Below are 25,429 nucleotides of genomic sequence, written 5' to 3' on the forward strand. Positions count from 1 at the left end.
ACGGGCGGGCCGTCCTCACTCGGCTGCGATTCGGCCTCGCGTCGGGAGCGGGAGGCGTTTAAACCACATGCGAACTGTATAGATCACACAGACTCTAAATCACAGCTACAGGCTGACAAGCGCAACAACAGTGACTATTTCGTGACCATGACGGACGCCCCCGAACATCGTGAAGCAAGCCTTTCGACCGCAGCCGATACACGCGGGCTGGAGGCGCTGATCTCGCGCGCCGCCCGTGCCGGCAAGGGCCTGCCGCCCGTGGAACGCTGGAATCCGGACTTCTGCGGCGATCTCGACATGGAAATCCGGCAGGACGGTACCTGGTTCTATCTCGGCACCCCGATCGGCCGCATGCCGCTGGTGCAACTGTTCTCGACCGTGCTGCGCAAGGACGAGGACGGCAAGACCTATCTCGTCACCCCGGTGGAGAGGGTCGGCATCCGCGTCGTCGATGCGCCCTTCATTGCCGTCGAGGCCGATGTCACGGGGCAGGGCGCCGACCAGGCCGTGACCTTCCGCACCAATGTCGGCGACGTGGTCGAGGCGGGGCCTGGCCATCCGCTGCGCTTTGTCGATGAAAGCGAGACTGGCGGGCTGAAGCCCTATGTTCTGGTACGCGGGCGGCTGGAGGCTCTGGTGGCGCGCCCGGTGATGTATGAACTCGTCGAATATGGCGAAGAGATCGAGATCGATGGCCAGACGATGTTTGCCATCCGCTCGCGCGGCGAGGTCTACCCGATCATGCCGGCCGACAAGCTGAGAAAGTTGAGCGCCTGACCGTCATGGCTGAACCTGCACCTTTTTCCGCCGAGGCTTTCCGCATGCGCGCCGCGCGGCAGCGCGCGCCTGAGGGCGGCCAGCCGGACTACGGCGACCATCGGTTCAATCCGGGCCATCCCCGCCTGCGGGTCAACCGGGACAAGTTGCGCGGTGCTGCCGTGCTCATTCCCGTCGTCGATCACGGCCCCGAGGCCACGGTGATCTTGACCAAGCGGGCCGAGACGCTGCGCAGCCATACCGGGCAAGTGGCGTTTCCCGGCGGGCGCATCGATGCCAGCGACCCGACGCCTGAATTCACCGCGTTGCGCGAAACCGCCGAAGAGATCGGCCTCGAAAACGGCTATATCGACGTCGTCGGGCGCATGCCGGATTACGTTTCCGGCACCGGCTATCGCATTGCCCCGGTGCTGTCGGTGGTCAAGCCCGGCTTCCACCTTCATCTCAATCCCGACGAGGTCGACACCGCCTTCGAGGTGCCGTTGCGTTTCCTCATGGACCCAGCGAACCACCAGCAGGGCAGCCGCATGTGGAACGACCTTGAATGGATGTTCTACGAAATGCCCTATGGCGGCCAGCGCATCTGGGGCGTGACGGCAGGCATTATCCGTACGCTCTACGAAAGGCTTTACGCGTGAGTGACACGGTGACCATTGCCGGACGGGCCGAGTGGCTGGGCGACAGGCATTTGCAGCGCCTGCTTTCGGTGCTTGGCGAAGGCGGCGAAGTCGCGCGCATTGCCGGTGGTGCGGTGCGCAATGCGCTGCTTGGCCAAGCCGTCGCCGATGTCGATATCGCCGCCACCACCTTGCCGGACGAAACGGTTCGGCGCGTCGAGGCCGCCGGCTTCAAGGCGGTGCCGACCGGCATCGAGCACGGAACCGTCACCGTCATTGCCGGCGGCAAGCCTTTCGAGGTGACGACGCTGCGCGCCGATATCGAGACCGACGGCCGTCACGCCAAGGTTTCGTTCGGGCGCGACTGGAAGGCGGATGCGGAGCGGCGCGACTTCACCATCAACGCGCTCTACGCCGAGGCCGACGGCACCGTCATCGATCTGGTCGGCGGGCTTGCCGACATCGTCGCGCGCCGTTTGCGTTTCATCGGCGACGCGGAAGCGCGCATCCGCGAGGACTATCTGCGCATCCTGCGTTTTTTCCGCTTCTTCGCCTGGTATGGCGACGGTCGCCCCGACGCCGAAGGCTTGAAAGCCTGTGCCCGTCTGAAAGGGGGGCTGGATCGCCTTTCGGCCGAGCGCGTATGGGCCGAGCTGAAAAAGCTCCTGTCCGCCCCCGACCCGTCGCGGGCGCTGTTGTGGATGCGGCAGGCCGGCGTGTTGTCGCGCGTCCTGCCGGAGAGCGAGAAGTGGGGCATCGATGCCATCCATGCCCTGGCGCGGGCCGAGGCGGATTTCGGCTGGACGCCGGACGCCATGCTGCGGCTTCAGGCTATCGTTCCGCCCGATGCCGCCCGCATGAAGGCGCTTGCCGAGCGCTTGAAATTCTCCACCGCCGAAACCAACCGCATCGAGCGTTGGGCGCTGAGGCCGGCTCTCGATCCAGCGACCACGGAAGGCAGCCTCGCCAAGCTGCTCTATCTTGGCGACCGGCAGGTTTTCATCGACAGGTTGCGGCTTTCACTGGCGACGGCGCGGGCGCGCGCCGTGGAGGACAATGCGGCCTTGCTGCACGCCGGCGGCTTCTCGCGCCTGCTCGGCTTCGCCGAGAAATGGCGAAAGCCGGTTTTCCCGCTCAAGGGTGCGGACCTTGCCGCGCTTGGCATACCCGCCGGCTCGAAACTTGGCGCGCTGCTGAAGCGGCTGGAAAACGACTGGATCGAGTCTGGCTTCGCGCTTCAACGCGAGGCGCTGCTCGATCGTGCCGCTAGGGAACTGAAGCCGGATTAGGAACGCGGAATTCAGATCAGGGCGAGCCGAGAATAGTGATTTTCGAGAACCGGAGCGGAGTGTACATTTGGTACATGAGCACCGGAAGCGCAGAAAAACGCTATTCGCAGGCCGCTATCATCTGAATCTCTAGAGCGCGTTGCGATCTTTCAGATTCGCTGGTGCGCGCTCTAAGTGTTTGTTTTTATGCATGTCGATATCCCGAAACCGGTTCCCACTTTCGGGCGACATGCATTAGGCGGCGTCGCGCGCCTTCTCGATCCGCGACCGTATGGCCTCGACCATGGTTTCGCGTATCACCGTCTCGCCATGGGTCTGGCGCATGTGTTCGACGGCGCGGCGCATCACTTCGGCTTCCTCTTCGGCACGCGTGTGCCATTCGCAGCCGGGGACGAGCGACCCGCAGTGGAATTCCTTCATGGGTTTCTCCTTTCCTCGTTTGGAATGAGCCGAAAGCATAACATGCTTGTCCGGGTTTTGTTGCCCGGTTCGGTTGTATTTTCACGTTTCCGCATGGTCCAGACAAATGCAGGGGACAAGCCGGCCGGCTTGTCCCCGTTGCCGATTTCGGAGTTACTTCGCGGCCATCACCGATTCGGCGATCTTGTTCTTGCCGCTCATGTCCCACGACACGGTCACCTTCTCACCGACCTTCAGGCCAGGATCCTTGAAAGTCTTGGCAAGCTGGAACGTCGTACCGTCCTGAAGGATCAGGCTCTTGGCGGCGGCGTTGAACGTCTTGATATTGCCGGTGGTGTAGTGAACGGCGGCAAAGGCCACTGAACCGCTGGCGAGGATGGCGGCTGCGGCAGCCGAAACAACAAGCTTGCGCATGGCAGGCTCTCCTGGAATCGCCGGCGCATCCGTTTCGGACTGCGCCCGGCGCACGATGGACCGTCCAGAAACGTCGGGTCGCGGTTCATGGGTGGTGAGCCGCCGGCGTTTCCCGGTCCGGCACAACAAATATCGCTGATTTTTCAGCAGTGTATTAGACGAAAAAGATATTCCGGATGGCCTCGAAAGCCACAATCGCCGCCCAGATTCGACGATCTGGACACGATTGCGACTCACGTTGAGGTCACGGAGATTTTACAGCCATTTCACTTCCGGCGGCAGGCTGGACAGGATCGAAGCGACGTTGCCGCCGGTCTTGAGGCCGAAGATCGTGCCGCGATCGTAAAGCAGGTTGAACTCGGCATAGCGGCCACGGCGCACCAGTTGCTCTTCGCGGTCGGCGTCGGTCCAGTTGTCGTTGAAGTTCTTGCGCACCAGGTGCTGGTAGACGACGAGGAAGGTGCGGCCGACGTCCTGCACGAAGTTGAAATCGGCGCTCCAGCCGCCTTTTTCCTCCTCTGAATGCAGCCAGTCGAAGAAGATGCCGCCGATGCCGCGGGCCTCGTTGCGGTGCGGCAGGAAGAAATACTCGTCGCACCATGTCTTCAGCCGGTCGTAGTCGGCGATCCCGGCGTGCTTCTCGCAGGCAAACTGCATCGCCCGGTGGAAGGCGACCGTATCCGGATCATCCTGGGTGCGGCGCCGGTCGAGCACCGGCGTGAGATCCGCACCGCCCCCGAACCATTGGCGCGAGGTCACCACCATGCGGGTGTTCATGTGAACCGCCGGCACATTGGGGTTCCAGGGATGCGCAATCAGCGAAATGCCGCTCGCCCAGAAGCGCGGGTCTTCCTCGGCTCCCGGCATCTGCTTGCGGAATTCGGGTGAGAATTCGCCGTGGACGGTGGAGGTATGGACGCCGACCTTCTCGAACAGGCGGCCCTTCATCATCGACATCGTGCCGCCGCCGCCCTTGCCCTCGTCGCGCAGCCACGGCGTCTTTTCGAAGCGCCCCGCCTGCCAGCCCGACTGCGGACCGGACACTTCATCCTCGAGACCCTCGAAGGCCAAGCAGATGCGGTCGCGCAACTCCTCGAACCAGAGCCTGGCCGTTTCCTTCTTGTCTTCGATGTCGGCCGGCAATCCCGCCGCAATGTCAGGTCGCTGCAAATCAGCCTCCGTTGCGGACCCGCTCGATCCGACAAATGACTCGTCTTTTCCGGCTGCGATCCCTAGTCTCTGGGGAGAACGCGTCAAGGAGGCTTTTTTGCGCACTCCGGCACGACCACCGCTGGATGGCCTCAGGAAACGGCTTGAGCAGAGCCGCGCAACGCGCGGCGGACGTCCGCGCGACGGCTTCCTGCGCGAGACTTTCGTTTTGTCGCGCACCGAGGCCCGCCTCAAGGCGCAGGAATGGTTCGAGCGCTGGCCGAAACAGGCCTACTGGACCGAAATCGAAAGCTGGTTCGAGCGGCCGGGCGACGTCATCGAATTCACCATCCGCCGGCTGCCGGCCGCCGACTGACTTTCAACGCACCACCAGTCGTCTCGCCCCCGGTCCGTCATGGCCGAGGCGATCTTCCTTGTTGCGCAAGGGGCAGCGGTCGATCGACATGCAGCCGCAGCCGATGCAGTCAGTCAGGCCGTCGCGCAGCTTCTTCAATTGCGCGATCCTTTGGTCGAGGTCGTCGCGCCAGATGGCTGACAGCCGCGCCCAGTCCACGCGGGTCGGCGTTCGTCCCTCGGGCAGCGAATCGAGCGCGGCGCGGATATCGGCCAGCGAGATGCCGACGTCCTGCGCGACCTTGATCACCGCCACGCGCCTCAGCACATCGGCACCGTAACGGCGCTGGTTGCCGCCTGTGCGGTGACTGCGGATCAGCCCGCGCTGTTCGTAGAAATGCAAGGCCGAAACGGCGACGCCGCTGCGCGCCGCCACCTCGCCGACCGTCCATTCGCGCGCCATCGCAAATTCCCGCTTGACCTCAAGTTAAGTTGAGGTTGTAGCAAGGAGGCGTTCGATCTGCAAACCAGGGAGAAGGCCATGTGCATGCTTCAACGGTTCGGTCCCGCAAGACCGGTTGGCAACGTCTTGCCGCTAGCCGATCTGCCGGACGGCTTCGCCAGCCACCATGGCAACGGAGACCGCCAGATTGAGGCTGCGCGCGCCGTTCTTCATCGGGATCAGCAGGCGGGCGTCGGCCTTGGCATGGACATGGTCGGGCACGCCGGCCGATTCGCGCCCGAACAGAAGCGTATCGCTGGCCCCGAAGCGGAAGCCGGTGTAGGCGCTCGCGGCCTTGGTCGACAAAAGCACCAGCCGGCGCCCGTCGGCAAGCCGCTTCTCCTCGAAGGCCTGCCAGTCGAGGTGGCGGGTCAGCGCCGCCATTTCGACGTAGTCCATCCCGGCGCGCTTCAGCGCCCGGTCGGAGAGATCGAAGCCGGCCGGCTCGATGATGTCGACGCCAAGGCCAAGGCAGGCGGCGAGGCGCAGGATTGTACCGGTGTTGCCGGCGATATCCGGCTGGTAGAGGGCGATGCGCAGACCGTCGTGCATTTTGAGGTGCTGTTCCTGCGTGGCAGATCGGCCACAGCCAGAGCGCGCTTTTGGCGATGGCTGGACTTTCGGGTGGTGATTTTCTGCGAATTCATGTATATGCCCACCATTGTCAACTCGAACTGACGGAGGCGGATATGGAATTCATGATGACCGTAGACATCCACCGCCCCATCCGTGGGCTTACTGCCTGACGGCGGCACTCGGTTCGACGCTTCACTGACATTTCTCAAACGCTCGCGCTGATTCCCGCCGAAACGCTTTCACGGCTTTCGAAGGAATCCCGCAATGTTTTCCAAAGCGTCCAAGGGGCTTTCAGCCCCGGCTGAATCGGTTCCGCAGCTTTGCCAAGCCGCGTCCCGCGATCGCGACGCCAGCCGTCACGACCGCGATTTCAATTCGACATTTTTCCCGGAGGACGGACCGATGTTCGATCCATACAGAATACCAGGCTCGCGCAGCCTGCACGAACGCAAATCGGCAAGCTGGGCCTTGCTGATCGGCGAGACCCATTCTTCAGCCGCTCACGCTGAAGCCCGGCGCCGGCCGCATCGCGGCATGCTGCCCGATGTCGACTTCTCCCGCGCGGTGCCGGACTATTCCCGGCCTTCGCTGGTGCGCCGGCTGTTTAGCCTGTTCAGCTCCAGCGGCGGGCGCCGCGCTACTGACGTGGCCTGTCAGGAATCCCCTGATGGGCCAGTCGGCGAAATGCGTTCGCCATCCTATATTGCAGGCGACAAGAAAGGCGCTTCGGCAAACCCACCCGCGTCCCGAGACGACGATCATATGCGTCCGCTGGCTGCATAAGCCGACACTGAACCAAGAAAGTGCCGACCTGATGTTTCGATGGTTTGAACAAAGGCTCGACCCGTTCCCGGCTGCGGAACCGGTCGAGCCGCCCAGGACCCTGATTGCGTTTTGCCTGCACTATACGCGGGGCGCGTGGCCTTACCTTGCCGTTGCCGGCCTGCTGATTACGGCCATCGCGCTGGCGGAAGTGTGGATGTTCGGCTTCCTTGGCCGCATCGTCGACTGGCTGTCGGTGCAGAACCGGGAGACCTTCCTTCAGACGGAGGGCTGGAAGCTCGCCGCCATGGCCTTCGTCGTGGTGGTGGCGCTGCCCGGCATGGCGTTCCTGCAATCGCTGGTTCACCAGCAGACGCTGATGGGCAACTACCCGATGCGCATCCGCTGGGATGTGCACCGCTACCTGCTCAAGCAATCGATGACTTTCTATCAGGACGAGTTTGCCGGCCGCATCGCCACCAAGCTGATGCAGACGGCGCTTGCCGTGCGCGAATGCGTCATCAAGCTGATCGATGTGTTGAACTATGTCATCGTCTATTTCCTCGGCATGGTCTTCATCGTCGGCTCGTCCGACTGGCGGCTGGCGACGCCGCTTGTCGGATGGCTGATCTGCTACGTTCTTCTGCTGCGCCGCTATATTCCGCGCCTCGGCAAGGTGTCGGAGCAACAGGCCGATGCCCGTTCGCTGATGACCGGGCGCATCGTCGATTCCTACGCCAACATCCAGACGGTGAAGCTGTTCTCGCACGCCCGGCGCGAGGCGACCTATGCACGCGAAAGCATGGCGATCTTCATGGATACGGTCTACCGCTCCATGCGGCTCGTCACCAGCCTGTACGGTTTCCTCTACCTGATCAACTCGCTGCTGCTGTTTTCCGTTTCGGCGCTGTCGATCTGGCTGTGGCTGAACGAAGCGGTGTCGATCGGCGCGGTGGCTGTCGTCATCGGCCTGGTGCTGCGCCTGTGGGGCATGTCGCAGTGGATCATGTGGGAGATGTCGGCGCTGTTCGAGAACATCGGCACCGTGCAGGACGGCATCGGCTCGATCTCGCTGCCACGCCTGGTGGAAGACAAGGCCGGTGCAAAGGAGATCGTCGTCGACAAGGGCGAGATCCGCTTCGAGGGCGTCGGTTTCCACTACGGCAAGCAGAAGGGCGTCATCGAGGACCTGTCGCTCGCCATCAAGCCGGGCGAGAAGGTCGGCATTGTCGGGCGCTCCGGCGCGGGCAAGTCGACGCTGGTCAATCTCCTGCTGCGCTTCTACGACCTGGAAAAGGGCCGCATCCTCATCGACGGCCAAGAGATCGCCGCGGTCAAGCAGGATTCGCTCAGGGCCCAGATCGGCATGGTCACGCAGGACACCTCGCTGCTGCATCGTTCCGTGAGCGACAATATCCTTTATGGTCGTCCCGATGCCGGCGAGGACATGGTGCTGGAGGCTGCTCGTCGGGCGGCCGCGCTGGATTTCATCGATGGTCTTTCCGATGCCAAGGGCCGCAAGGGCTTCGATGCCCATGTCGGCGAGCGCGGTGTCAAGCTGTCCGGCGGCCAGCGGCAGCGCATCGCCATCGCGCGCGTCATGCTGAAGGACGCGCCGATCCTCATTCTCGACGAGGCGACGTCGGCACTCGATTCGGAAGTGGAAGCGGCCATCCAGGAAAACCTCTACAAGCTGATGCAGGGCAAGACCGTCATTGCCATCGCCCACCGCCTTTCGACCATCGCGGCGATGGACCGGCTGGTGGTGATGGACAAGGGCCGCGTCATCGAGGAAGGTTCGCACGAAATGCTGATCGCCAAGGGCGGGCTTTACGCGCAGTTGTGGCAGCGTCAGTCCGGCGGCTTCCTGCTGGACGAAGGTCCGGCCGAACCGGCGGTCGGGCCGGCGACGGAACTGGAGGAGCAGGCGGCAGAGTGATGCGCCGGTTGCCTATTCTTGCGGGGAGGGGTTATCAAGCCTCTGGTTTCCTGGAGCAGGCCGCCCTATCTCCACGCTCCGGCAGTATTTGGCTGCCGGGGCAAGTGTTTCCACCTTGCGGCAGGATACGTTAAGCGGCTCCTGGCGGCCGGTGTTCGGCGTGAGGCGAGCCAGGTCTCGCTCGCAAGCCTTTGATTTCAGGAGTTTCCATGATTGGCGACGACGACTACGTATACGATGAGGCGACCGGGGAATGGCGTCCGGCCTCCGAAATGGCTGGAGGACCTGGCGCCGCGCATCCCGCAGTTCGCGATGCTTCCGGCAACGCGCTGACGGACGGGGATTCCGTGACGCTCATCAAGGACCTCAAGGTGAAGGGGGCCGGCCAGACGCTCAAGCAGGGTACCGTCATCAAATCCATTCGCCTGACAGACAATCCCGAGGAGATCGATTGCCGTCACGAATCGATCAAGGGACTGGTCCTTCGCACTGAGTTCGTGCGCAAGCGTTGACTTGAGCCGATGCCGAAAGGAAATTTCTGACGCCCGGTCCCGATGGGCATCCCCTGACCTCTAGGACCAATCGACATTCAGGATTTGAGGCGTGGTATGAGCAAAAATCGTTCAGTTCAAGGAGCAAAGCCGAAGGCGGAGTCGACCTCCGTCAAGGCTTCGCGACGCAGAATTGGGCGATTTTGGCCATATCCCTGCGGGACGCGGCGGATTTCAGCCCTGCATGCGTCGAAAATGCTCGCCGGTGGTCAACACCGCCTTGCGCTTTTCTCCTATTCAGGATCGAAATCCGGCTCGCGCCACGCTCGAAACCTGAATGTCGATTGGTCCTAGGTCGTAGTAAGCAATGACCCTGTTCGACCCCCTCTACCGCCGCTTCGAGAACTGGGTGTCGCCGTTTCGCGAGCCGGCGAAGCTGCGTCCGCCATCGACCGTTGCCGGCTTCATCTGGCACTATGTCGGGCAGGCCCGGTTCGCCTTCTTCGCCATGCTGGTCATCGGCGGCATCGCGCCGCTGGTCGAGGCCGGGCTGTTCTATTTCGTCGGGCGGCTCGTCGATATCCTCGACCAGCTTCCGGCCGAGCGAAGCTTTGCCGTGCTTTGGGACGCCGCCGGCTGGGAACTTGTGTTCATGATCGTGGTGGTGCTGGTCATCCGCACGCTGGTGGTGGCGCTGTCGGCGCTGGTCGACGAGCAGACCATCACGCCGGGCTTCTACAATCTCGTGCGCTGGCAGGCGCACCGCCACGTCTCGCGCCAGTCCTACGCCTTCTTCCAGAACGATTTTGCCGGCCGCATCGCCACCAAGGTCTGGCAGGCCGGGCAGGCTACCGGCGACCTCATGGAAAGCTTCATCGAGGTCGTCTGGTTCATGCTCGTCTACACGGTGACGACGCTGGCCCTGGTGGCCGGGCTCGACTGGCGGCTGGCGGCACTGGTGATGGTGTGGATCGTCGCTTTCGGCTTTCTGGCCAAGCTCTATTTGCCTGCCATCCGCAAGCATGCCGAGGCGACCGCCGAAGCGGGTTCGATGATCAATGGCCGCATCGTCGATTCCTATTCCAACGTGCAGACGCTGAAGCTATTTTCAGCCGATGGCGACGACCGCTACATCCGGGGCGGCTTCGACATCTATCTCGATGCGCTGCGCCCGTTCACCCGCCGCCTGACCGGGGTGCGCATGGCGCTGACGGCGCTGTCCGGCGTCATGATCACCGCCATTGCCTGCTTTTCGGTCTATCTGTGGGTCGACGGTCTTATCTCGGTCGGCGCGGTTGCCTTCACGCTATCCCTGGTGCTGCGCCTAAACATGCTGCTCGGACGCCTGATGATGCAGCTCAACGGAATCCTGCGAAATCTCGGCGTGCTGGAGAATTCCAAGGCGCTGATTTCCCAGCCGCTCGGCCTTGTCGACGCGCCCGGCGCAAGGGAACTGGTAGTCGCCGGCGGCCGCATCGAGGTGAAGAACGTCGAGTTCCACTACGGCAAGGGCTACGGCGTTCTCGACCACATCAACCTGACGGTACGCCCTGGCGAAAAAGTGGGCCTTGTCGGCCCCTCCGGCGCTGGCAAGACCACGCTCGCTAATCTCATTCTTCGGCTTTACGACATCGAGAGCGGCTCGATCCTGATCGACGGCCAGGACATCTCGCAAGTCACCCAGAATTCGCTGCGCGCCAATGTCGGCGTCGTCAGCCAGGAAACGGCGCTGTTCCATCGCTCGCTGCGCGACAACATCAAGCTCGGCATGGAAGACGCGACCGATGCCGAGGTCATCGCCGCTGCCAAGCGCGCCGAAGCGCACGACTTCATCCTCGGCCTGCGCGACAATCGCGGCCGCACCGGGTACGAGGCCTTTGTCGGCGAGCGCGGCGTCAAGCTCTCGGGCGGCCAGCGCCAGCGTGTCGCCATCGCGCGCGTGTTCCTCAAGGATGCTCCGGTCCTCATCCTCGACGAAGCGACGTCGGCGCTCGATTCCGACATCGAGGCGGCGATCCAGGAAAACCTGCACAGGCTGATGGAAGGCAAGACGGTGATCGCCATCGCGCACCGGCTCTCGACCATCGCCGCGCTCGACCGGCTGGTCGTGCTGGACGGCGGTAGCATCGTCGAAGAAGGCACGCATGACGAACTGGTCGCGCTCGATGGCCTCTATGCGCGGCTGTGGAAGCGCCAATCGGGTGGCTTCCTGTTCAACGAGGAGAGTCCGCTCGCGGAAACGCGGCCGGCGGAGTAACCCTGAAAGGCACTAAACCTTGGCGTACGGCTTTCGATTGATAATCTAGGGCGATCTATGTCCCTTCGTTCCCCAGATTTCCTGTGGAAAACCGGTGCCGGCGATGCCGCACTCGATCTTCTCGGCCACGAAATCCTTGCCGAGAAGGCCGCGGGGCTTGGCCGTACCGGTGCGCGGGCCGAGTTATGCCTTGCCAGGCTGCGCGATCATGAGGGAACAGACGGCGAGCGGGAGGCGCTTCTCAAGGCGGCTGCGGATGCCGTCTATGCGTGGTTCATCCAGCGCGAACTGTGCGGTTTTCGCGGCCATGACGAGGTGATCCGGCACTATCATATACCGAAAGTTGTGCTTGCGCGGCTGGGCGCGAAGTGACGGCGGACCGCTTCAATCGGAAAGCGCGGCCAGTTCGGCCGGTGCGATAAGGCTGTCGGGGCATTCGCCGGAACGGATGATGGCGCGCACCTTCAGCGGCGGCGCGTCGATGCCCGCATAGCGCTCGAAGCGGCGCAGATAGTAGCGCAGCAGCGGCCCGGCGATCGGCTGCCGGTCGTGGAGTGCTGCACCTGCGGCGTAGAGGATCGGATCGTCGCCGGCCTTCCATTCCACCGCCGCGCGATGCCAACCCTGCGGCGAAACGTTGGCGATCTTGATGACGCAACCGCCCTGCACTCCGGTGAACCATTGCGGGTCGGTGTCGGGTTCCGGCGGCGTCACGACGAAGGCGTGCTTCGCCATCAGCGCTTCGATGTCTTCACCGTCGGGATATTGCGCCCCGAAGCTTGTGGCCGAGCCAAGCTGGACCTTGAGGCCGAGACTCACGGCCAGGAGCAGGGCGAAGGCGAGACTAAGCGACAGCCTTGGCATCGGGCCTGATCCCTCTCGTGAAGATGACCAGGATCGTCACAATGGTGATCCACCCGGCGATCGCCGCGCCGGTCGGGCCATGTATGGCCGCATAATATTGCGGCATGACGCCGATCAGCGCGATGCGAAAGACATTGATGAACACGGTCGCGGCACAGGCCAACAGCGTTGCGGTGATCGCCTTCTTCGACCATGTCAGGCCTTGCACGCTGACGAACAGCACGCCGCACAGCATGGCCAGCGAGACGTTGGTGAGCGAGGAACAGGCCGGCTCGAGGAAGATGACGCCTGATCCGTCGGCAAGCGGAATGGTATTGCCGCTCGCTTGCGTGCCGACGATCCAGCTCACTAGCCTGGCGTCCATTTCCAGTATCCGGGTGCCGGCAACCGCGAACAGGAGGCGCGCCCACAGCATCGGAACCGTCAGCGCAAGCAGTACGGTGCCGGCTTTGCGCAGCGCAGGCGAGATCGCCGGTCCAAGGCAAAGATAGACGCCGGCAAGGGTGATGCCGAGCCAACTCATGAACGGTGCGGGAACCAGAAAGGTCGCGCAGGCAAGAACGGCGACGGCGATGTCCATGCGTCCGACGGCACGCTCCCCGGCGCGCCAGAGCATCATCGCGGCGATGACGCCGGCGACCCAGATGACGATGCTGATCCCGAACGTGTTGAAAACCGCGGCCGCTACACCCTCGCGCTGGACCGCGGTGGCCACCTTTTCGCTGATGCCGTTGACGAAGCCGACCACGGCAACGCCCAGGAACAGAAGATTGCAGGGAACGGCCACGCTGGCGCGGCCGTTCTCGCTCGCGATTTCAGGTCTGCTTGCATCGAAAGTGGTCACGCACACGTCTCGCGCTTTGCCGGCCGGGCAAGCCTGCACCCAACTTCGCCGCCCGTGCGGCGCCAGCCGCTCGCTTCAAACCTATTTCCCGTCTTTCGACTTGCGGTTGCGGTTCCTTACCCACAGATAGCCGCCGAGCGCGACAACTGCCGGTATTCCAAGACCGATCACCGGGCCCGGCGCGGAATGCGAAACCTGTCCGCCGCCATTGTTGCCGCCGCTGCCGCCGCCGTTACCGTGGTGCGGAAACCACGACGACAGGGCGAATGCCGGAAAGCTGCTGAGAACCGTAAATGCGATGGCGATCGGCAAAGCCTGTGTTGCCTTCATCAAATTTCTCCCATCCAAGCCAACAGGACAGAAGGGTACCATGCAGGTCAGGATTCATAGGTCGCTCATAGGTGGTAACTCGCTAGACAGTATGGCTTAACCATAGCTCCGAAGGGCAATTTCCACTGGCGCTTCGTGTGGCCGATCGGCCATGAGTCCGTGGCCTCGCAACGGAACGGAAACCCTCGGCAAAGCCGCAAAGCCATGCGGTTTGCAGGCTCGCCGCCGGGTGTCCTCCAGCCTCGTATGTGGCTCAAATGGAATCACGCCATTCCACTTTCGACGCCGGCTGCATTTGCCTTGGCGCAACTCGTTGCGAACCAGCCGACGGATCGTTCCGCAAAGGTCCGCAAATGGCTGAATTCCGCCATTCCATGTGGCCCGCGACAATCTGCCGTCCCGCCTGTTGCGCACTGGACAAGCGGTGGCTTCACGCATAAACCGAAATCCAAATGCCGGAGGAGTCCCGCTAGCCTGTTGCCATGCGCGAAAGGCTGGCGTTTGAGCGGGGACAACAAGCTCGAACCTTCGGCACGGAAGAGGCGAAAGGATCAGGCACCCGTGAGCGCAACCGATATCGAAGATCCCAACCGTCGCGATTTTCTTTACATCGCCACCGGCATGGCCGGCGTTGTCGGCGCGGGCGCTTTCGCCTGGCCGTTCATCGACCAGATGCGGCCCGATGCCTCGACGCTGGCGCTCTCGACCATCGAGGTCGATATCTCTTCCTTGACGCCCGGCATGTCGCTGACGGCGAAGTGGCGCGGCAAGCCCGTGTTCATCCGCAACCGCACGCCCGAAGAGATCGAGGCGGCCAAGGCCGTCAAGCTCGACGACCTGAAGGATCCGCTGGCGCGCAACGCCAACATTTCCTCCGATGCGCCGGCCACCGATGCGGACCGTGCGGCGGGCGAGGGCAAGGAAAACTGGCTGGTCATGGTTGGCGTGTGCACCCATCTGGGCTGCATCCCGCTTGGCCAGCAGGGCGATTTCGGCGGCTGGTTCTGCCCATGCCACGGCTCGCACTACGACACGGCCGGCCGCATCCGCAAAGGCCCGGCGCCCGAGAACATGGCGGTGCCGGCGTTCGAATTCATTTCTGATACCAAGATCCGCATCGGCTGAGGCAGGGGATATTTCGATGAGCGAGGGACACTCCACCTATACGCCGAAAACCGGGCTTGGACGCTGGTTCGATGCCCGCATGCCGCTGCCGAGGCTCGTCTATGACAGCTTCATCGCCTATCCGGTGCCGCGCAACCTCAACTATGCGTGGACCTTCGGCGGCATCCTGTCGATCATGCTGGTGGCGCAGATCCTCACCGGCATCGTTTTGGCCATGCATTATGTTTCCGACACGAACCTGGCCTTCGGCTCGGTCGAGAAGATCATGCGCGACGTCAATTCCGGCTGGCTGCTGCGCTATCTGCATTCCAACGGCGCGTCGTTCTTCTTCATCGCCGTCTACGTCCATATTTTCCGTGGCCTCTATTACGGTTCCTACAAGGCGCCGCGCGAACTTTTGTGGATTCTCGGCTGCATCATCTACCTGTTGATGATGGCGACCGGCTTCATGGGCTATGTGCTGCCTTGGGGCCAGATGAGCTTCTGGGGCGCCACCGTCATCACCGGCTTCTTTACCGCCGTCCCGCTGGTCGGCACCTGGATCCAGGAACTGCTGCTCGGTGGCTTTGCCGTCGACAATCCGACGCTCAACCGCTTCTTTGCGCTGCATTACCTGTTGCCGTTCATGATTGCCGGCGTCGTGGTGCTGCACGTGTGGGCGCTGCACGTCACCGGCCAGAACAATCCGACCGGCATCGAGGTCAAGTCGAAGACCGACACTGTCGCCTTCACGCCCTACGCGACCATCAAGGACGCGCTCGGCATGATCGTGTTCCTGCTGGTCTTCGCCTACTTCGTCTTCTACATGCCGAACTATCTCGGCCACCCGGACAACTACACCGTTGCCAATCCGCTGAAGACGCCGGCGCACATCGTGCCTGAATGGTACTTCCTGCCGTTCTACGCCGTCCTGCGCGCCATCACCTTCAACATCGGGCCGATCAACTCCAAGCTCGGCGGCGTGCTCGCCATGTTCGGCGCCATTGCCGTGTTGTTCGTGGTGCCGTGGCTCGACACCTCAAAGGTGCGCTCGGCTGTCTACCGGCCTTGGTACAAGCTGTTCTTCTGGATCTTTGCCGCCAACGCCATCTTCCTCGGCTGGCTCGGCTCGCGCCCGGCGGAAGGCACGTATGTGGTCATGGCGCAGATCGCCACGCTCTACTACTTCGCCTTCTTCCTCGTCATCATGCCGCTGCTCGGCCTGATCGAGACGCCGCGCCGCCTGCCGAATTCGATCACCGAGGCGGTGCTGGAGAAGAACAAGGGAGCCGGCAGCGGACATCCTTCAGGCGCCACGGCGTCTGCGGAAACCAGAGGCTGAGCGGCAGGGAATCTTAGGGGATACAAGCATGAAAAAGATTCTCGCTTCGCTGGCGGTTCTGGGCTTCATGATGGCCGGCACTGCGGCCATCGCCCAGGAAGAGGCGCATAACGCCGCCGAACCGACGCATTTTCCTATCCACAAGCCAAAGCTGATCGACTGGAGCTTCTCCGGTCCTTTCGGCACCTACGACAAGGCGCAGCTCCAGCGCGGCCTCAAGGTCTTCAAGGAAGTCTGCTCGGCCTGCCATTCCATGAACCTGGTGTCGTTCCGCACGCTTGAGGACCTCGGCTATTCAGAGGCCCAGATCAAGGCGCTGGCAGCCGAATACACGGTTCAGGACGGCCCCAACGACGACGGCGATATGTTCGAGCGTCCCGGCATTCCGTCAGATCACTTCCAGTCGCCGTTCCCGAACGAGCAAGCGGCGGCCGCTGCCAATGGCGGCGCTGCTCCCCCGGACTTCTCGCTGATCGCCAAGGCGCGCGGCGTCGAGCGCGGCTTCCCGACCTTCGTCTTCGACATCTTCACCCAGTATGCCGAGAACGGTCCGGACTACATCCACTCGCTGCTGACCGGCTATGACGAGCAGCCGCCGGCCGGCATGGAGATCGCCGAAGGCACGCACTACAATCCCTATTTCATCGCCGGAAAGTCGCTGGCCATGGCCAAGCCTCTGTCCGACGATCAGGTGACCTATGACGACGGCTCGCCGCAGACGGTGGACCAGTATGCGCGCGATGTCTCGGCGTTCCTGATGTGGGCGGCCGAGCCGCACCTGGAAGACCGCAAGAAGACCGGTTTCCGCGTCGTCGTCTTCCTGTTGCTGTTTGCCGGCTTGATGTACATGACCAAGCGCAAGGTCTGGGCCAACGTCCCTCACTAAGCTCGGCGATACGAGAAAAATGGGAAGGGCGCCGAACGGTGCCCTTTTCTTTTGGGCGGCTTTGCCGTCACTAAAGCATGATCCCGAAAAGTGGATGCCGGTTTTCGGGAAAGATCATGCTCAAACCTAAGGGCATGATCCGAAAAGTGGATGCTGGTTTTCGGAAAAGATCATGCTTTCAAGAAGAAAATGGAACGTGGTGACGGTTCAAAGAAAAGCCATCACGATCCATTGGACGGCAATTGGATAGTCCCGATGAACCCTTCTGTCGAAGAAACCCTGCTCGCCGCGATCCGCACAATTCCCGACTATCCCAAGCCGGGCATCCTGTTTCGCGACATCACCACGCTGCTCGGCAACGCGCGCGCGTTTCGCCGTGCCATCGACGAACTGGTACACCCTTTCGTCGGGGAGAAGATCGACAAGATCGCCGGCATCGAGGCACGCGGCTTCATCCTTGGTGGCGCGGTCGCGCATCAATTGTCCGCCGGCTTCGTGCCGATCCGCAAGAAGGGCAAGCTGCCGCACGAAACGGTTCGCGTCGCCTACAGCCTTGAATATGGGCTGGACGAGATGGAGATGCACAAGGACGGTGTCGCGCCGGGCGAGAAGGTCATCCTGATCGACGACCTCATTGCGACGGGCGGCACGGCGGAAGCGGCGGTCAAGCTGCTGCGGCAGATCGGTGCGGATATCGTCGCCGCCTGCTTCGTCATCGACCTGCCCGACCTTGGCGGCCGCCGCAAACTGGAAGCGCTGGGCGTTCCGGTGCGTACCCTCATCGGCTTCGAGGGGCATTGAGGCGCTACGCCATCCCGGAAGCCGGGGGCATCGCTGCAATTTGGTCAAGCCGGAAGCCGGAGCGTAGCGAAGGCTGTCCGGTAGCTATTCTGTGACAGTGCGGCAGCGTGCCAAGGGTCCAGAAGGGTTCATCTGCGGTCCAGAGTGGGGATCAAACGGCTTCCTTCACTCCGACAACCCATTGATCCCGCTCGCTTCGAGCAGAAGCCGCCGACATTCCTTTTCACACCATTCCAACCTCACCCATAATCCCCCCATCGCCCTTGCGGGAGACCTGGTGCGCACCGGGTATCAGGGAAGGGCGACGGTGCCGGGCTGGTCGTCCACGGTGGGCGGCTGGGTGATGAGCCCCCCGGTTGAGGGAAGCCACCGGACGGGCGGCCGCAAGGTCGCATTACTTACCTAAACGAGCGTCCGAACGGCCGCCCGTCTTCCCGACCTCTCAATCGAGGTCAGTTCTTTGACAATGGCCAGACGGCTTTCGCCGGGCGTGGCAATGATAAAGTGTGACCTTGGTCGGCCGTCCGGCCATTCGTCGGGGTCCCCGCCAGCGACGAGCGTAGCGAGAGAGCTTAAAGGCGGGGCAAAGACTCCCAGACGGCTTTCGCCGGGCGTGGCGATGACGAAGTGCAACCATCCCTTCGTCATCCTAGGGCGGAGCAGGCCGAAGGCCGTGGCGCAGACCCTGGGATCCATGCCGTGACCAAGCGGCAGCGCAATACGGTGCACAAGGCCCCATTCTGCACCGCCTTCTACCTTGCAGCCGCCGTCGCGACATGGATCCTCGGGTCGTGCCTTTCGCTGCGCTCAGGCTTGCCCGAGGATGACGAAGTCGAGAGGCGCGCGCTTCCCTTCTGCCGACAAGGGGAAGGGGCACAGGAAACGTACTCCCGCCAGCGACGAGCGCAACGAGCGAGCTTAAGAGCAATTCCAGGAAAAGTGGAAGCCGGTTTTCCGTTCGGAATTGCGAAACCAGAGAACCGGCAGGGCAAAGACACCAGACAGCAAATGCCGGGCGTGGCGATGATGAAGTTCGGCTTACCGCTCAGCCTGTCTTCACCAGCACCGAGTTCTCGAACTCGATGACCTTTGCGCCGGTGGAATCGAAGGCTTCAGCGAGGATCGTCAACACCTGCCAGCCCGGCCGCGATGCCATCGGCCGATATCCGATGCCGGTGCGCGTGAAGCTTATTGCTTCGCCGGCATAGACCGGCTTCAGCCATTTGAGGTTCTTGAAGCCGGGCGAAGGGCCGAATTCCGGTGCCGGCCCGACACCCGTCCACACGGCTTGCGCAGACGTGATCTGGGCCAGATTGTATTTCATCCACATCGCCGCCGTATGCCATCCGGACGCACACAATGCACCGAAGACACTGTTCTTCGCCGCTTCCTCGTCGAGGTGGAAAGGCTGGGGATCGAATTTGGCAGCAAAAGCCTTGATTTCGCCTGGCTGGAATTCGTGCGTGCCAAGCTGGACGGTGTTGCCGATGCCGAGATATTCGTCGAGCGTCATTGAGCGGCCTCGCGCGTCAGGAACATCACGGAGTTCTTGAGTTCGAACACCGTCTCGCGGCGCTGGTTGAACAGTTCGGTTTTTATCGACACCAGGCCGACAGTGGGCCTGGATTTGGACAAGCGCTTGGAGACGACGGTGCATCTGCCGGTCAGCGTGTCGTTGGCCAGCACCGGGGCCCGCCACCTGACCTCGTCGATACCGGGCGATCCTTGCGATGTCGAATCGATCAGGAAGGCGTCGCAGATCATGCGCATGAAAATGGCGCAGGTGTGCCAGCCGGAGGCGGCGAGCCCGCCCAGAATACTGGCCTTGCCGGCTTCCTCGTCCAGATGCATGGGCTGTGCATCGAATTCCGACGCGAATGCGATGATTTCCTCGGCCGTCACCAGCTTGCTGCCAAGATCCAGCGAGGCGCCTTCGGTGAAATCCTCATATGCCCATTTCTTGGCAGTCATACGTCCGATCCCGTTCAATCTTGTACTATCACCATGGACCCTCCAAGGCCGTCCGCACAAGCATGACAGCTCTCTTGGTACAGTCGTTTATGGGGTTGGCGCGAGCGGCGCAAAGCCACTCCCGCACCCGCAAGGCGCTTGGAATATCGGCCGCAAGCGGTTGGGCCGGTTCACTCGATCAGAATATGCGCTTCGCGGGCGGCCTCGACGAAGATTTCGCGCGCTGCCTTGACGGGCCTCGCGCCGCGCAGGGCGTCGAGACAAGCTCGACGGGCATCGCGATGCTTTGCCGAGCCTTCCACGGGCCAGTGAGTGCTCAGGAGGTCGACGGCCTGGCGCGCATTCGAAATATGCCGCATTTCACCGAAGATACCGACCGATACCGTGACCGGTTGCGAAAACCATCCATCATCCATGGTGCCAACCCCCAAAAGTCTGGATTGAGGAAAACGCACGACAGACCAAGAGGTTGCACCTCGAACGGCCGCGATGCAAGACCTTGTGAAGCCGAGGCTTGGATCAGGTGTTAAACTTGAACAGCATCACGTCGCCATCCTGGACGACGTATTCCTTGCCTTCGTCACGCGCCTTGCCGGCTTCCTTGGCTGCGACTTCACCGCCCAGCGCGACGAAGTCGTCATAGGCGATGGTCTGCGCCCTGATGAAGCCGCGTTCGAAGTCGGTATGGATGACGCCTGCCGCCTGGGGTGCCTTGGTGCCGCGCGAGATCGTCCAGGCGCGGGTCTCCTTGGGACCGGCGGTGAAATAGGTGATCAGGTGCAGCAATTCGTAGCCGGCGCGGATCAGCTTATCGAGGCCTGGCTCCTCCAGGCCCATCGAAGCCAGGAACTCGAGTTCCTCGTCGTCGGGAAGCTGGGCAACCTCGGCTTCGATTGCCGCCGAGATCACCACGGTGCGTGCGCCTTGGGCCTCGGCCATCGTCTCGACAGCGCGGGTGTGCTCGTTGCCGGCCGCTGCGTCAGCCTCCGAGACGTTGCAGACATAGAGGACGGGGTGCGAGGTGAGCAGGTTCAGCCCCTTTAGGATGGACAGGTCTTCGGAGTCGATGCCGGCGAGCAGCACGCGGGTCGGCTTGCCCTCCTGCAGCAGCGCCAGCGCCTTTTCCATCATAGGCAGGGCAGTCGTCGCCTCCTTGTCCTTGCCGGAGGCGCGCTTGCGGATCTGGACGATGCGGCGCTCGATGCTATCGAGGTCGGCCAGCATCAGTTCCGTCTCGACCGTCTCGGCGTCGGCAACTGGGTCAATGCGGCCCTCGACGTGGGTGATGTCGTCATCCTCGAAGCAGCGCAGCACGTGCACGATCGCGTCGACCTCGCGGATATTGGCGAGGAACTGGTTGCCTAAGCCCTCGCCCTTGGAAGCGCCGCGCACCAGGCCGGCGATATCGACGAAGGATATGCGTGTGGGGATGATTTCCTTGGATTTGGAGATGTCAGCAATCTTGCGCAGCCGGGGATCGGGGACAGCCACTTCGCCGGTGTTCGGCTCGATGGTGCAGAACGGATAGTTGGCGGCCTGGGCGGCAGCCGTTCTGGTCAGCGCGTTGAAAAGGGTCGACTTGCCGACATTCGGCAAGCCGACGATACCGCATTTGAAGCCCATGATTTATCAAGTCCTGTCGATATCGGAAGTTGCCCCGGCTATGAGCGAAAGGGCCAAGGCTCGTCAAGCCCCGCCCGTGCCATGCTATTTTTTCGTGCCGAACAACTTTTTGAGCATTGCCGCCATAGGCCCGGTCTCCGGGATTTTCACCGCCGGCGCCTGCTGGCGGGCCTGGCGGACATGGCTTTGGGCTTTCGGTTGCTTGGGTGGCGGCCGGTCGGCATCGCCAGTCGGCTGGAGTTTGTCGCGCAAGGTCAAGGTGATGTGGTTCATGAAGGAACTGTCGTCGCCCTTGGCGATCAGGCCGACTCCGCCCGCGACCGCCTCGATCAGCACGTCGAGCCATTCCTGGTCGGCTTTTGAAAAGTCGCCCAGCACATGACCATGGACCATTTCCCTGGCGCCTGGATGGCCGACGCCGATGCGAACGCGGCGATAGTCCTTGCCGATGTGCTGGTCGAGCGAGCGGATGCCGTTGTGGCCGCCGGAACCGCCGCCGACCTTGACCCGTACCTTGCCGGCGGCAAGGTCGATCTCGTCGTAGAAGACGGTCACCGCGGACGGTTCCAGCTTGTAGAAGCGCAAGGCCTCGCCTACCGACTGGCCAGAGAGGTTCATGAATGTTTGCGGCTTGATCAGCAGGACCTTCTCGCTGCCGAGCTTGCCTTCCGCGATCTCTGCCTGAAACTTGCGCGACCAGGGAGAAAACGAATGGCGGCGGGCTATCGCGTCCGCCGCCATGAAGCCGACATTATGCCGGTTGTTCGCATACTTCGCACCCGGATTGCCGAGGCCTGCAAAGAGCAGCATCGTTATCCTCCGGCCGTGAAGAGATTACTTCTCTTCGGGAGCAGCGGCCGGAGCAGCGGCTTCGGCTGTTTCATCGGCGTCAGACTTTGCTGCTGCGGTACCGGCGATGGTCGCGATGGTGAAGTCGCGATCGGAAATCACAGGCTTGACGCCAGCCGGAAGCTTGACCGCCGAAATGTGGATGGAAACACCGATCTCGGCTCCGTCGAGGTCGACGGTAATGAAGTCCGGGATGGCGTTGGCCGGGCATTGGAATTCAACTTCATGGCGCACCACGTTGAGCACGCCGCCGCGCTTGATGCCGGGCGACTTCTCTTCGTTGATGAAGCGGACGGGGACATTGACGTTGACCTGCGTGTCCTTGCTGACGCGGAGGAAGTCGACGTGCAGAGGGAAGTCCTTGACCGGGTCGAGTTGGTAGTCCTTGGGGAGGACCTGGATCTTCTTGCCGTCGACGTCGATCGTCGCGACAGTGGTCAGGAAGCCGCCGCCGTGAATCTTGTAGAACACTTCCTTGTAGGGCAGCGTGATCGCCAGGGGAGGCTGCTTGTCGCCGTAAATGACGGCCGGTACTTTACCGTTGCGGCGAACTTCACGGGCGGACCCCTTACCGACCTGTTCGCGTGCTTCGGCCTTGAGCTCGTATGTGTTGCTCATGGCATTTCCTTTCGCGTTGTTATGGAGCGTTTGCGTCAGGCAAAAAGCCTGGTCCGTAAACGTTGAAGGTGCCATGGTGTGCATGATGGTCTGAAAACCATCGGCCTTCGGGATCATGCAGGAAGGCAACCTTCCACCGCGTTGCCTCCAAGGGTGTCTACGCGGCTGGCGGCTCTATATCGGAACGGGATGCGCTGCGCAAGACTTGGCGATACAGCCAGGGCCGCGCCCGGACCCGAATTTCGATTGGTTCCGAAGCGTGTCGCATTCAAACGAATTATATGACGCGCTTCGACGTTTTCAGTCTTGCACATGTCGTGCTCCGGAAGCCGGTTTTCACTTTCGGGCGACATGCTTCAAGCGTTGATCTTGTTCGCCAGCTTCATGTTCGGCAGGAAAATGGTGAGCAGGCCGAGCAGCGGCAAATACGAGCATATCCGGTAGACGTAGTCGATACCTTTGACGTCAGCGACCACACCAAGAATCGCGGCAGCGATGCCGGCCATGCCGAAGGCGAAACCGAAAAAGATACCCGCAATCATGCCGACGCGACCTGGAACCAGTTCCTGGGCGAAAACGACGATGTTGGAGAAGGCAGACGACAGGATCAGGCCGATAATGATGGTCAGGCCGATGGTCCATTCCAGATTCGCGTAAGGCAGCGCCAGTGTGAACGGCAGTACGCCGACGATCGAGAACCAGATCATCGCCTTCTGGCCGAAACGATCTCCGAATGGCCCGCCGAGCAGAATCCCGAGCGCTGACGCGCCGAGGAACGCGAAGAGCAGAACCTGCGACATTTGCACTGAAACGTCGAACTTCTCGATGACGTAGAAGGTGTAATAGCTGGAAATGCTGGCGATGTAGGCGTTCTTGGTCAGCACCAGCAAGGTCAAGATCGCCAACGCCCAGACGATGCGGTTGTGCGAGAAGGGGGAGACGAAGGCCATCGCCTTGCGACTTTTCTGCATGGCGCGCAGGCGGCTGTACCAACCGCCGACCCGGTAGAGAACGGTGATGCCGATCAACGAGCCTGCCGTGAACCACGCGATGCTGGATTGTCCAAACGGCACAACGATGAATGCGGCGAGCAGAGGGCCGAGCGCTTGGCCGGTATTGCCGCCGACCTGAAACAGGGACTGCGCAAGGCCATGCCTGCCGCCGGAGGCGAGGCGGGCGATGCGCGAGGATTCGGGATGGAATACAGCCGAACCGACGCCGATCAGCGATGCTCCGATAAGCAGCAGCCAATAGTGGCCGGCATAAGCAAGCACGATCAAGCCAAAAAGCGATAACATCATGCCGAAAGGCAGCGAATATGGCATTGGCCGTTTGTCGGTGACCAGGCCCACGACCGGCTGCAGCAGAGATGCGGTAATCTGGAAGGTGAAGGTCAAAAGGCCGATTTGCCAGAAGTCGAGGCCGTAATTGGCCTTCAGCAACGGATAGATGGCCGACAGCAGCGACTGCATGATGTCGTTGATGCCGTGACAAAAGCTCACCGCAAGGATGACCGTGAATGCGGTCGCTGTTGCCGTCGTGGCTGTGCCTCCAGCAGTCGCTGTCGTGTCGGTCAAGGGAGGGCTCCGTGAAATTGCGGGCCGTCATGCGGCGCCGCGCGAGCTTATAGTATGGTTGCGGGGCAACTGCTTTCGTGCTTTGGTCCAAATCTTACGCGAGTGGGCCATCACATATGGTAATCAAGGTTTCTCATCTGGAAACCCCGGTCACGGATCTCTTTACCTTGCATCGCTCTCGCCTGGACTGGCTGGAGGGGACGAGCGGACCGATCATCGCCTTGCCGTCGGAGTACCCGGACGGTTATCGCGTGCCGGAGCATCACCATAGCCGCAGCCAATTGCTGCACGCCTTGACGGGTGTCGTGCTGGTGAAGACAGATTACGGGCGCTGGATGGTTCCGCCCGATCACGCGATGTGGATTCCCGCCGGCATCGAACATGCGGTAGAGATGCTGGGCGAAGTGAGCATGCGCTCGGTCTATGTCACGCCCGAGGCAATCGAGGGACTGCCCAGCGGTCTTCGCGTCGTGGCTGTCAGCGATCTTATGCGCAGCCTGATCATCGAAGCGGTGACGCTGCCGCCAGAACCGCAACTTAGCGGCCGTTCCGGACTGGTTCTGAATCTTCTGCTTCATGAAATTCCGAATCTTCCGGTGAAGCCTCTTGGTCTGCCATTTCCTGCCGACAGACGGATTTCCGCGCTTTGCCGCCGTTTCCTGGCGGCGCCATCGCCGCATGCGACCATCGACGACTGGGCGGAACTGGTGGGCATGAGCCGCCGGTCGTTCACGCGGACGTTTCATCGACAGACAGGGTTGTCGCTTTCGACCTGGCGCCAACAAGCGCTTTTGTTTGCGGCGTTGCCGCGATTGACAGACGGCGAGACCGTCACGCGGGTGGCGCTCGACCTCGGCTATGACAGCGTGCCGGCCTTCACAACCATGTTCAAGCGCATGCTGGGTATTTCACCGCGCGCCTATCTGCGTGGCTCGCGGGACATCGAACGGCCGGTCCGGCCAAGCGAAAACTAGAGCGCGTGGCTATCTTCCAGATTCGCTGGCGCGCTCTAAGTATTTGTTTTTGTGAATGTCGTTATCCCGAAACCGGTTCCCACTTTCGGGCGACATGCA

General features: G+C 62.1%; 29 protein-coding genes. 14 read left to right on the forward strand and 15 right to left on the reverse strand.

The window, feature by feature from the left end; genetic code table 11:
- Positions 1–147 precede the first annotated feature (147 nt).
- The 3 genes from ASD64_RS12970 to ASD64_RS12980 are packed head-to-tail and all read left to right on the forward strand — an operon-like array spanning position 148 to position 2,683.
- Entirely contained in the window at positions 148–777 is a 630-nt protein-coding gene (locus ASD64_RS12970; RefSeq protein ID WP_056105612.1) for a DUF1285 domain-containing protein, read from the forward strand.
- Between the two features lie 5 nt (positions 778–782).
- On the forward strand, positions 783–1,415 hold the full coding sequence (locus ASD64_RS12975) for a CoA pyrophosphatase (RefSeq protein ID WP_056105613.1): 633 nt from the start codon (positions 783–785) through the stop codon (positions 1,413–1,415).
- A complete protein-coding gene (locus ASD64_RS12980; RefSeq protein WP_056105614.1) occupies positions 1,412–2,683 on the forward strand; it encodes a CCA tRNA nucleotidyltransferase in 1,272 nt (423 codons plus the stop codon). The genes ASD64_RS12975 and ASD64_RS12980 overlap by 4 nt, the downstream gene beginning before the upstream one ends.
- 234 nt (positions 2,684–2,917) lie before the next feature.
- Here ASD64_RS12980 and ASD64_RS12985 read toward each other — a convergent pair whose 3' ends face one another.
- The 3 genes from ASD64_RS12985 to hemF form a co-directional block, all read right to left on the reverse strand.
- Entirely contained in the window at positions 2,918–3,103 is a 186-nt protein-coding gene (locus ASD64_RS12985) for a DUF1059 domain-containing protein (RefSeq protein WP_056105615.1), read from the reverse strand.
- A gap of 153 nt (positions 3,104–3,256) precedes the next feature.
- Entirely contained in the window at positions 3,257–3,517 is a 261-nt protein-coding gene (locus tag ASD64_RS12990) for a DUF1344 domain-containing protein (RefSeq protein ID WP_056105616.1), read from the reverse strand.
- A 255-nt stretch (positions 3,518–3,772) separates the two neighbouring features.
- A complete protein-coding gene (gene hemF, locus ASD64_RS12995; RefSeq protein WP_056105617.1) occupies positions 3,773–4,687 on the reverse strand; it encodes an oxygen-dependent coproporphyrinogen oxidase in 915 nt (304 codons plus the stop codon).
- Positions 4,688–4,784: 97 nt separating this feature from the next.
- Here hemF and ASD64_RS13000 point away from each other — a divergent pair, with 97 nt between their 5' ends.
- Positions 4,785–5,042 (forward strand): hypothetical protein, encoded by a 258-nt coding sequence (locus ASD64_RS13000; protein WP_056105618.1) that lies wholly within the window; start codon positions 4,785–4,787, stop codon positions 5,040–5,042.
- Between the two features lie 3 nt (positions 5,043–5,045).
- Here ASD64_RS13000 and soxR read toward each other — a convergent pair whose 3' ends face one another.
- Together soxR and ASD64_RS13010 are read right to left on the reverse strand one after the other, a co-directional pair.
- On the reverse strand, positions 5,046–5,483 hold the full coding sequence (gene soxR / locus ASD64_RS13005; RefSeq protein ID WP_056105619.1) for a redox-sensitive transcriptional activator SoxR: 438 nt from the start codon (positions 5,481–5,483) through the stop codon (positions 5,046–5,048).
- Between the two features lie 132 nt (positions 5,484–5,615).
- On the reverse strand, positions 5,616–6,074 hold the full coding sequence (locus tag ASD64_RS13010) for a tRNA (cytidine(34)-2'-O)-methyltransferase (RefSeq protein ID WP_056105620.1): 459 nt from the start codon (positions 6,072–6,074) through the stop codon (positions 5,616–5,618).
- Positions 6,075–6,362: 288 nt separating this feature from the next.
- Here ASD64_RS13010 and ASD64_RS13015 point away from each other — a divergent pair, with 288 nt between their 5' ends.
- The 5 genes from ASD64_RS13015 to ASD64_RS13035 all read left to right on the forward strand — a co-directional run bounded on the left by ASD64_RS13015 (position 6,363) and on the right by ASD64_RS13035 (position 11,919).
- Positions 6,363–6,881, forward strand: coding sequence for a hypothetical protein (locus tag ASD64_RS13015; protein WP_156460131.1), 519 nt, complete (start codon positions 6,363–6,365; stop codon positions 6,879–6,881).
- 31 nt (positions 6,882–6,912) lie between these two features.
- The gene (locus ASD64_RS13020) at positions 6,913–8,799 is read left to right on the forward strand and encodes an ABC transporter ATP-binding protein (RefSeq protein WP_056105621.1); all 1,887 of its coding nucleotides are present in this window, start codon (positions 6,913–6,915) and stop codon (positions 8,797–8,799) included.
- 209 nt (positions 8,800–9,008) lie between these two features.
- Positions 9,009–9,311 carry an alkylphosphonate utilization protein gene (locus ASD64_RS13025; RefSeq protein WP_056105622.1) on the forward strand — a complete coding sequence of 101 codons (303 nt, stop codon included), beginning with the start codon at positions 9,009–9,011 and terminating at the stop codon, positions 9,309–9,311.
- Between the two features lie 346 nt (positions 9,312–9,657).
- A complete protein-coding gene (locus tag ASD64_RS13030) occupies positions 9,658–11,547 on the forward strand; it encodes an ABC transporter ATP-binding protein (RefSeq protein WP_056105623.1) in 1,890 nt (629 codons plus the stop codon).
- 57 nt (positions 11,548–11,604) lie between these two features.
- Positions 11,605–11,919 carry a DUF6665 family protein gene (locus tag ASD64_RS13035; RefSeq protein WP_056105624.1) on the forward strand — a complete coding sequence of 105 codons (315 nt, stop codon included), beginning with the start codon at positions 11,605–11,607 and terminating at the stop codon, positions 11,917–11,919.
- Between the two features lie 12 nt (positions 11,920–11,931).
- Here ASD64_RS13035 and ASD64_RS13040 read toward each other — a convergent pair whose 3' ends face one another.
- The 3 genes from ASD64_RS13040 to ASD64_RS13050 all read right to left on the reverse strand — a co-directional run bounded on the left by ASD64_RS13040 (position 11,932) and on the right by ASD64_RS13050 (position 13,585).
- On the reverse strand, positions 11,932–12,411 hold the full coding sequence (locus tag ASD64_RS13040) for a hypothetical protein (RefSeq protein WP_056105625.1): 480 nt from the start codon (positions 12,409–12,411) through the stop codon (positions 11,932–11,934).
- Positions 12,392–13,255: an archaeosortase/exosortase family protein gene (locus ASD64_RS13045; RefSeq protein WP_056105626.1), complete on the reverse strand. Its 864-nt coding sequence runs from the start codon at positions 13,253–13,255 to the stop codon at positions 12,392–12,394. Before ASD64_RS13045 ends, ASD64_RS13040 begins: the two co-directional genes overlap by 20 nt.
- Positions 13,256–13,336: 81 nt before the next feature.
- Positions 13,337–13,585: a hypothetical protein gene (locus tag ASD64_RS13050; RefSeq protein WP_056105627.1), complete on the reverse strand. Its 249-nt coding sequence runs from the start codon at positions 13,583–13,585 to the stop codon at positions 13,337–13,339.
- A gap of 561 nt (positions 13,586–14,146) precedes the next feature.
- Here ASD64_RS13050 and petA point away from each other — a divergent pair.
- The 4 genes from petA (at position 14,147) to ASD64_RS13070 (ending at position 17,718) form a co-directional block, all read left to right on the forward strand.
- Entirely contained in the window at positions 14,147–14,710 is a 564-nt protein-coding gene (gene petA, locus ASD64_RS13055) for a ubiquinol-cytochrome c reductase iron-sulfur subunit (protein ID WP_056105966.1), read from the forward strand.
- 16 nt (positions 14,711–14,726) lie between these two features.
- Positions 14,727–16,031: a cytochrome b gene (locus tag ASD64_RS13060; RefSeq protein WP_056105628.1), complete on the forward strand. Its 1,305-nt coding sequence runs from the start codon at positions 14,727–14,729 to the stop codon at positions 16,029–16,031.
- 28 nt (positions 16,032–16,059) lie between these two features.
- Positions 16,060–16,917, forward strand: a complete 858-nt coding sequence (locus ASD64_RS13065; RefSeq protein ID WP_056105629.1) for a cytochrome c1 — start codon at positions 16,060–16,062, stop codon at positions 16,915–16,917.
- 255 nt (positions 16,918–17,172) lie between these two features.
- Positions 17,173–17,718 carry an adenine phosphoribosyltransferase gene (locus ASD64_RS13070; protein ID WP_056105968.1) on the forward strand — a complete coding sequence of 182 codons (546 nt, stop codon included), beginning with the start codon at positions 17,173–17,175 and terminating at the stop codon, positions 17,716–17,718.
- A gap of 1,045 nt (positions 17,719–18,763) precedes the next feature.
- On the opposite strand, the gene ASD64_RS13080 is transcribed toward ASD64_RS13070, so the two are convergent.
- The 7 genes from ASD64_RS13080 to ASD64_RS13110 form a co-directional block, all read right to left on the reverse strand.
- A complete protein-coding gene (locus ASD64_RS13080; RefSeq protein WP_056105631.1) occupies positions 18,764–19,231 on the reverse strand; it encodes a MaoC family dehydratase in 468 nt (155 codons plus the stop codon).
- The gene (locus tag ASD64_RS13085; RefSeq protein ID WP_056105632.1) at positions 19,228–19,689 is read right to left on the reverse strand and encodes a MaoC family dehydratase; all 462 of its coding nucleotides are present in this window, start codon (positions 19,687–19,689) and stop codon (positions 19,228–19,230) included. Before ASD64_RS13085 ends, ASD64_RS13080 begins: the two co-directional genes overlap by 4 nt.
- A 170-nt stretch (positions 19,690–19,859) precedes the next feature.
- Positions 19,860–20,105 (reverse strand): DUF982 domain-containing protein, encoded by a 246-nt coding sequence (locus ASD64_RS13090; protein ID WP_056105633.1) that lies wholly within the window; start codon positions 20,103–20,105, stop codon positions 19,860–19,862.
- 103 nt (positions 20,106–20,208) lie between these two features.
- Entirely contained in the window at positions 20,209–21,312 is a 1,104-nt protein-coding gene (ychF, locus tag ASD64_RS13095; protein WP_056105634.1) for a redox-regulated ATPase YchF, read from the reverse strand.
- Between the two features lie 84 nt (positions 21,313–21,396).
- Positions 21,397–22,122 carry an aminoacyl-tRNA hydrolase gene (gene pth, locus ASD64_RS13100; protein ID WP_056105635.1) on the reverse strand — a complete coding sequence of 242 codons (726 nt, stop codon included), beginning with the start codon at positions 22,120–22,122 and terminating at the stop codon, positions 21,397–21,399.
- Between the two features lie 24 nt (positions 22,123–22,146).
- Complete coding sequence (locus ASD64_RS13105) at positions 22,147–22,779, reverse strand: 50S ribosomal protein L25/general stress protein Ctc (RefSeq protein ID WP_056105970.1); 633 nt, start codon at positions 22,777–22,779, stop codon at positions 22,147–22,149.
- Positions 22,780–23,135: 356 nt separating this feature from the next.
- Positions 23,136–24,356 (reverse strand): MFS transporter, encoded by a 1,221-nt coding sequence (locus ASD64_RS13110; RefSeq protein WP_056105636.1) that lies wholly within the window; start codon positions 24,354–24,356, stop codon positions 23,136–23,138.
- A gap of 116 nt (positions 24,357–24,472) precedes the next feature.
- Here ASD64_RS13110 and ASD64_RS13115 point away from each other — a divergent pair, with 116 nt between their 5' ends.
- Positions 24,473–25,330 (forward strand): AraC family transcriptional regulator, encoded by an 858-nt coding sequence (locus ASD64_RS13115; RefSeq protein WP_056105637.1) that lies wholly within the window; start codon positions 24,473–24,475, stop codon positions 25,328–25,330.
- Positions 25,331–25,429: the final 99 nt, after the last annotated feature.

It is taken from the genome of Mesorhizobium sp. Root157 (assembly GCF_001427385.1).
Taxonomy (GTDB): domain Bacteria; phylum Pseudomonadota; class Alphaproteobacteria; order Rhizobiales; family Rhizobiaceae; genus Mesorhizobium.

Excerpts from the sequence above, each read along its gene's own strand:
- ASD64_RS12975 (WP_056105613.1), top strand. The coding sequence starts at position 783 with ATGGCTGAACCTGCACCTTTTTCCGCCGAGGCTTTCCGCATGCGCGCC.
- ASD64_RS13090 (WP_056105633.1), bottom strand. The coding sequence starts at position 20,105 with ATGGATGATGGATGGTTTTCGCAACCGGTCACGGTATCGGTCGGTATC.
- ASD64_RS13050 (WP_056105627.1), bottom strand. The coding sequence starts at position 13,585 with ATGAAGGCAACACAGGCTTTGCCGATCGCCATCGCATTTACGGTTCTC.
- ASD64_RS13030 (WP_056105623.1), top strand. The coding sequence starts at position 9,658 with ATGACCCTGTTCGACCCCCTCTACCGCCGCTTCGAGAACTGGGTGTCG.
- ASD64_RS13070 (WP_056105968.1), top strand. The coding sequence starts at position 17,173 with ATGAACCCTTCTGTCGAAGAAACCCTGCTCGCCGCGATCCGCACAATT.
- ASD64_RS13065 (WP_056105629.1), top strand. The coding sequence starts at position 16,060 with ATGAAAAAGATTCTCGCTTCGCTGGCGGTTCTGGGCTTCATGATGGCC.
- pth (WP_056105635.1), bottom strand. The coding sequence starts at position 22,122 with ATGCTGCTCTTTGCAGGCCTCGGCAATCCGGGTGCGAAGTATGCGAAC.
- ASD64_RS13025 (WP_056105622.1), top strand. The coding sequence starts at position 9,009 with ATGATTGGCGACGACGACTACGTATACGATGAGGCGACCGGGGAATGG.
- ASD64_RS13105 (WP_056105970.1), bottom strand. The coding sequence starts at position 22,779 with ATGAGCAACACATACGAGCTCAAGGCCGAAGCACGCGAACAGGTCGGT.
- ASD64_RS12990 (WP_056105616.1), bottom strand. The coding sequence starts at position 3,517 with ATGCGCAAGCTTGTTGTTTCGGCTGCCGCAGCCGCCATCCTCGCCAGC.
- ASD64_RS13020 (WP_056105621.1), top strand. The coding sequence starts at position 6,913 with ATGTTTCGATGGTTTGAACAAAGGCTCGACCCGTTCCCGGCTGCGGAA.
- ASD64_RS13085 (WP_056105632.1), bottom strand. The coding sequence starts at position 19,689 with ATGACTGCCAAGAAATGGGCATATGAGGATTTCACCGAAGGCGCCTCG.
- ASD64_RS13080 (WP_056105631.1), bottom strand. The coding sequence starts at position 19,231 with ATGACGCTCGACGAATATCTCGGCATCGGCAACACCGTCCAGCTTGGC.
- ASD64_RS12985 (WP_056105615.1), bottom strand. The coding sequence starts at position 3,103 with ATGAAGGAATTCCACTGCGGGTCGCTCGTCCCCGGCTGCGAATGGCAC.
- soxR (WP_056105619.1), bottom strand. The coding sequence starts at position 5,483 with ATGGCGCGCGAATGGACGGTCGGCGAGGTGGCGGCGCGCAGCGGCGTC.
- ASD64_RS13060 (WP_056105628.1), top strand. The coding sequence starts at position 14,727 with ATGAGCGAGGGACACTCCACCTATACGCCGAAAACCGGGCTTGGACGC.
- ASD64_RS12970 (WP_056105612.1), top strand. The coding sequence starts at position 148 with ATGACGGACGCCCCCGAACATCGTGAAGCAAGCCTTTCGACCGCAGCC.
- ASD64_RS13015 (WP_156460131.1), top strand. The coding sequence starts at position 6,363 with ATGTTTTCCAAAGCGTCCAAGGGGCTTTCAGCCCCGGCTGAATCGGTT.
- ASD64_RS13035 (WP_056105624.1), top strand. The coding sequence starts at position 11,605 with ATGTCCCTTCGTTCCCCAGATTTCCTGTGGAAAACCGGTGCCGGCGAT.
- ASD64_RS13010 (WP_056105620.1), bottom strand. The coding sequence starts at position 6,074 with ATGCACGACGGTCTGCGCATCGCCCTCTACCAGCCGGATATCGCCGGC.
- ASD64_RS13115 (WP_056105637.1), top strand. The coding sequence starts at position 24,473 with ATGGTAATCAAGGTTTCTCATCTGGAAACCCCGGTCACGGATCTCTTT.
- ASD64_RS13040 (WP_056105625.1), bottom strand. The coding sequence starts at position 12,411 with ATGCCAAGGCTGTCGCTTAGTCTCGCCTTCGCCCTGCTCCTGGCCGTG.
- ychF (WP_056105634.1), bottom strand. The coding sequence starts at position 21,312 with ATGGGCTTCAAATGCGGTATCGTCGGCTTGCCGAATGTCGGCAAGTCG.